Annotated in this window: 3 protein-coding genes and 1 pseudogene; all 4 read right to left on the reverse strand. The window is 68.1% G+C overall.

What is annotated here, in order from left to right; genetic code table 11:
* Window positions 1-849: pseudogene (locus ACE3UY_RS10100) on the reverse strand (S9 family peptidase); the annotation flags it as partial.
* 96 nt (window positions 850-945) lie between these two features.
* Entirely contained in the window at window positions 946-1,959 is a 1,014-nt protein-coding gene (locus ACE3UY_RS10105) for a phosphotransferase enzyme family protein (protein WP_374687410.1), read from the reverse strand.
* A 54-nt stretch (window positions 1,960-2,013) separates the two neighbouring features.
* Window positions 2,014-3,030 carry a GNAT family N-acetyltransferase gene (locus ACE3UY_RS10110; protein ID WP_374687411.1) on the reverse strand — a complete coding sequence of 339 codons (1,017 nt, stop codon included), beginning with the start codon at window positions 3,028-3,030 and terminating at the stop codon, window positions 2,014-2,016.
* 77 nt (window positions 3,031-3,107) lie between these two features.
* Window positions 3,108-3,772: DUF4037 domain-containing protein (locus ACE3UY_RS10115; protein WP_374687412.1), on the reverse strand; the 665-nt coding region annotated here is incomplete at its 5' end.

The following is a 3,772-nucleotide window of genomic DNA, read 5'->3' on the forward strand; positions in this document are numbered from 1 at the left end:
CAGATCAGGGGCGATTTCCATGTCGAGCACCTGCCACGCCTTGCGATCGTAGACGATGGCGACGGCCTGCACGTCGCGCTCGGTCGGGTGGCGCAGCGCGTCGGAGACGTCGGCGCGGGCGTCTTCGGCCAGCAATCGCCGGCCGCCCGTGTCAAGGTCGAGCACGAAGAGGCCGGCCGTGTCCCGCCCGCGGCTATCGCGCAGGTAGAGCAGCCGGCCGGTGCGGTCGAAACCGATGATGGAGGTGGTCAGCGTGTCCTCCGTCGGGACAGTCTCCCACGGCTGCCACTCGCCGGCGTCGTCGAGCATATGCAGGGTGATTCCACCGTCGGGCGTCATCTCCATCGCCAGGCGCAGGTTCAGGTCGTCATCGGCGGCGAACTCCAGGTAGCGGTCGTTTTGTAGCAGCAGCGTCCGCTCGCCCGTGGCCAGGTCGAGGCGGTAAACGTCGTGCCACTGCGGGTCGCGGTCGTTGAGCAGCACCAAGACCTCGTCCGGTCGGCGGTGGCTGGCGGCGAGTATCTGGGCGGCCACGCCCTCGAAGGGCGTCAGTTCGCGCACCGTATCGCCGGCCAGGTCAACGGCGTAGACGCGCCAGTTCTCGTCGCCGCCCTTGTCCTGGATGTAGAGCAGGCGGTCGCCGCCATAGCTCCAGTCGTAGAAGCGAACGCCGCGGCCGGTGTCGTGGGTGACGGGGCGGGCCTCGGCCGGGTTGTCGCGCGGGGCCACCCAGACATTGAGCACACCGTCGCGCGGGGCCAGCCAGGATAGGTGCGCGCCGTCGGGGCTGATGCGCACGAACGTCCGGTCGGGGTTGCCGAAGAATAGCTTGCGGGGGGTTAAGTTCACGTTTACCTCCTATTGAACGGATACACCGGATCGGGGAATTCAATCCGTTGTATCCGTCACATCGGTGTCCTATCCGTGTTTCATTCCTTCCCATTCCTAAAGATAATCGGCCATCGTTGATAAGTCGAACGCGATGTAGGGCGTACCCGCGGTGATACACGCGGCCCGGCCCTCCATGAACCGCCGCGGCCAGGCGTGCGGAATCTGGTCAATCGTGTCGGGCGTCACGTCATAGCTGCGCTGGATGATGGCGTACAACTCGATCTCGCGCATCGTCAGAAAGTCGGGGATGGCCGCCAGCCAGGCCGGGTCGAGCCGGTTCTCCGCCCGGTAGCCGCGCAAGAAGTCGGGCAGGAAGCCGGCCAGATAGTCCTCCGGGTCGTCGCGGTTCGTCACCTGGTAGAAGATGACCATGGCGATGTCGTTGACCAGCCAATTGTAGCCGCAATCGTCGAAGTCGAAGAGGGTGATGGTCTCGCCGTCCACGTGGAAGTTGCTCTCGTGGGCGTCGAAGTGGATGAGGCCGTAGCCGTCCCGGTCGCGGGGCAACGCCGCGACGCGCGCCGCCAACGCCCGGTAGCGGTCGAGCGCCGCCCCATCGCGGCCCGACAGATGGCGGACGACCTCGGGCAGCGACTCGGCCGGCCAAGCGGGCCGCCGCCAGGCCGGATCGCGCAGCGTGTAGCGCTTGGTCAGGGCGTGCATGCGGCCGATCAACCGGCCGTAGTTCTGGCGCAGGCTCGGCGTCCAACCCATTTCCCAGGCGGGCCGGCCAGGCGCGTTGGCGAAAGCCGTCGCCAGGAAGCGCCCACCCGCGCCGTCGTCCACCTCCTCCACCAACTCGCCGCGGGCCGATTCGACGGCGCGGGCCACCGTCGCCCCGCCAGCCGCCAGATAGTTGATCCAATCCACCTCGCCATGGATGAGTTCCGGCGTGCGGCGGTGGCTGTGGGTGACGCGCAGGATGAACGGCGCGCCGTCGCGGGTGAAGCGGTAGATGAAGCTCTCAAAGCCGCCCAGCGTCTCGATGTCGCCGAGCGCGATGGCGTAGCGGCGCATGACCTCATGCAGAATATCGTCGTGGTAGCGTTCGCGGATGATGCGATCCATTCATGCCTCGTAGACCTGATAGGTGTCGCCGTGGGCCGCCCACGGCGACACCTGTCAGGTCTGGCTCTTGCGATAGCGCGGGAACTCCTTCAGGATGCGGAAACCGAGCGACTGGTAAAGCTCGACCGCCCGCGTCGGAAACTCGGCCACCGTCCCCAGGCGCACAACGCCCACGCCGCGCGCCTCCAGGTCCAGCAGCGCCCGCGACAGCAACGCCCGGGCCAGCCCGCGCCGCCGGTAGGCCGGCCGCACGCTGACCTCGTAGATTTCCGCCCGCCCCCGCTCGATCAGGGGAATGACCTGGCCGGCAACCTCGTCCCCGGCCCAGGCCACCTGAAGCAGGGACAGGTCGTAGCGGGAGCCGAGCAGTTCCTCGGCGAAGGCGTCCACGTTCATCCGCGTCTGGTAGCGGCCGTCGGCATATTCATACAGGTACGCCTCGTCAATGCTGCGTGAGACGGCCGGCGCGTCTTCGGGTCGCACCGGTCGGGTGACGAACCCGGCGGGCAGCGCCGGCCCATCGGCCGGCCGCGGAAAGGCGTCCCAGTCCAGCCCCATCTCCAGCACCGTATAGCCGGGCCGGTAGCCATTGTCGAGCAGCAGGGCGGTCGCGTCCGGCTCGGTGCTGCTGGCGTTGGCGGCGTACTCCCAACGCTCACCCCCGTCCGCGACGGCCAGTTCCCGAATGCGCCCCTCCAGCCGGCGGAGTAGCGCCGTCCCGACGCCGCACCCACGCCAGGCCGGCAGCACCCAGCCGCGGTGCAGCCAGACGTGCATGCCGTCATCCTCTTTCCAGTCGCTCACCCGGCCATAGCCGATGACCGCCCTGTTCAATTCGACAATGAGGTAACGGTCCAGCTGCCCGGCGGCTTCGGCCTCGGCCAGGACAATGGCGAGCCGCTCGCGCGTGGGGATGGATTCGCCCGAGGAGAGTGGGTCCACCTGGTCGCGCTCGGCTCGCCCCACCTGCACGGCGAGCAAGGCGTCGACGTCGTCCGCGCCGCGGGCGTGGCGAAAAGTCGGACCGAGAGGAGTAGGCGCAGCTACGTCAGGGGCGTGGAAAGTAGTCATGGCAGGAGAATCCGTCGTGTCTACGATTGGCAATAATCTGCGCAATCGGCGTAATCTGCGGATTCTTCCCTATCATCTCATATCAATCCATCGGCCGCCAGCAGCGCGTCGAGCCGATCCAGCAGCCGGTGCAAGTGGAGGGTCAGCGCCGGGTCGGCCGTCCCCGCCGCGGCCAGAACTGCCTCCAGGTCGTCAGCCATCCCCTCCGGCAGTCGCTCGCACAGCGCCGAGGCGCGGGCGACCAGCCGTTTCTCGCCGGGGTGCCAGACGCGGTTGACGGCGAACAGGATGTCGAAGTAACTCGCCAGCAGCGCCGCCAGCCGGTGGTTCAGGCTGACGCGGTCATCGCGCTGCAGGGCCTTCTCGATCTGGGCGGCGTAGCTGGTGATGATGTCGCGCAGCAGGGGCCAGTTCCAGGCGATGATGGCGCGGCGCAGTTCCTCGGGATAGGGCGCGGCGCACGCCGTTTGCAGCGCGGTGAACCAGCCGTCGGGGTCATGCAGCGGCCGCGAATGGCGCACGGTGTGGCAGAAGGCGGTGGTGTAGCCCAGGCTGGGCCGGTGGTCGTGCAGCACGCGCCGCACCTGGTCATCCATCCAGACCGCATCGAAGTAGACGGCGTCCACTTCGACCCCCGTGGCCGCGTCGAACCATTGGTCGCTCGGCCCCCAGTAGTTCTGGGCCATATCGGCCCGCGTCGCCCCGCCGGCCCGGGCCACCATCGCCTCACGCGCCTCAACGG

This window comes from Promineifilum sp. (SeqCode) (genome assembly GCF_041918635.1).
Classification (GTDB): domain Bacteria; phylum Chloroflexota; class Anaerolineae; order Promineifilales; family Promineifilaceae; genus Promineifilum.

Coding starts and splice junctions, on each gene's coding strand:
- ACE3UY_RS10105 (WP_374687410.1), bottom strand. CDS start 1,959: ATGGATCGCATCATCCGCGAACGCTACCACGACGATATTCTGCATGAG.
- ACE3UY_RS10110 (WP_374687411.1), bottom strand. CDS start 3,030: ATGACTACTTTCCACGCCCCTGACGTAGCTGCGCCTACTCCTCTCGGT.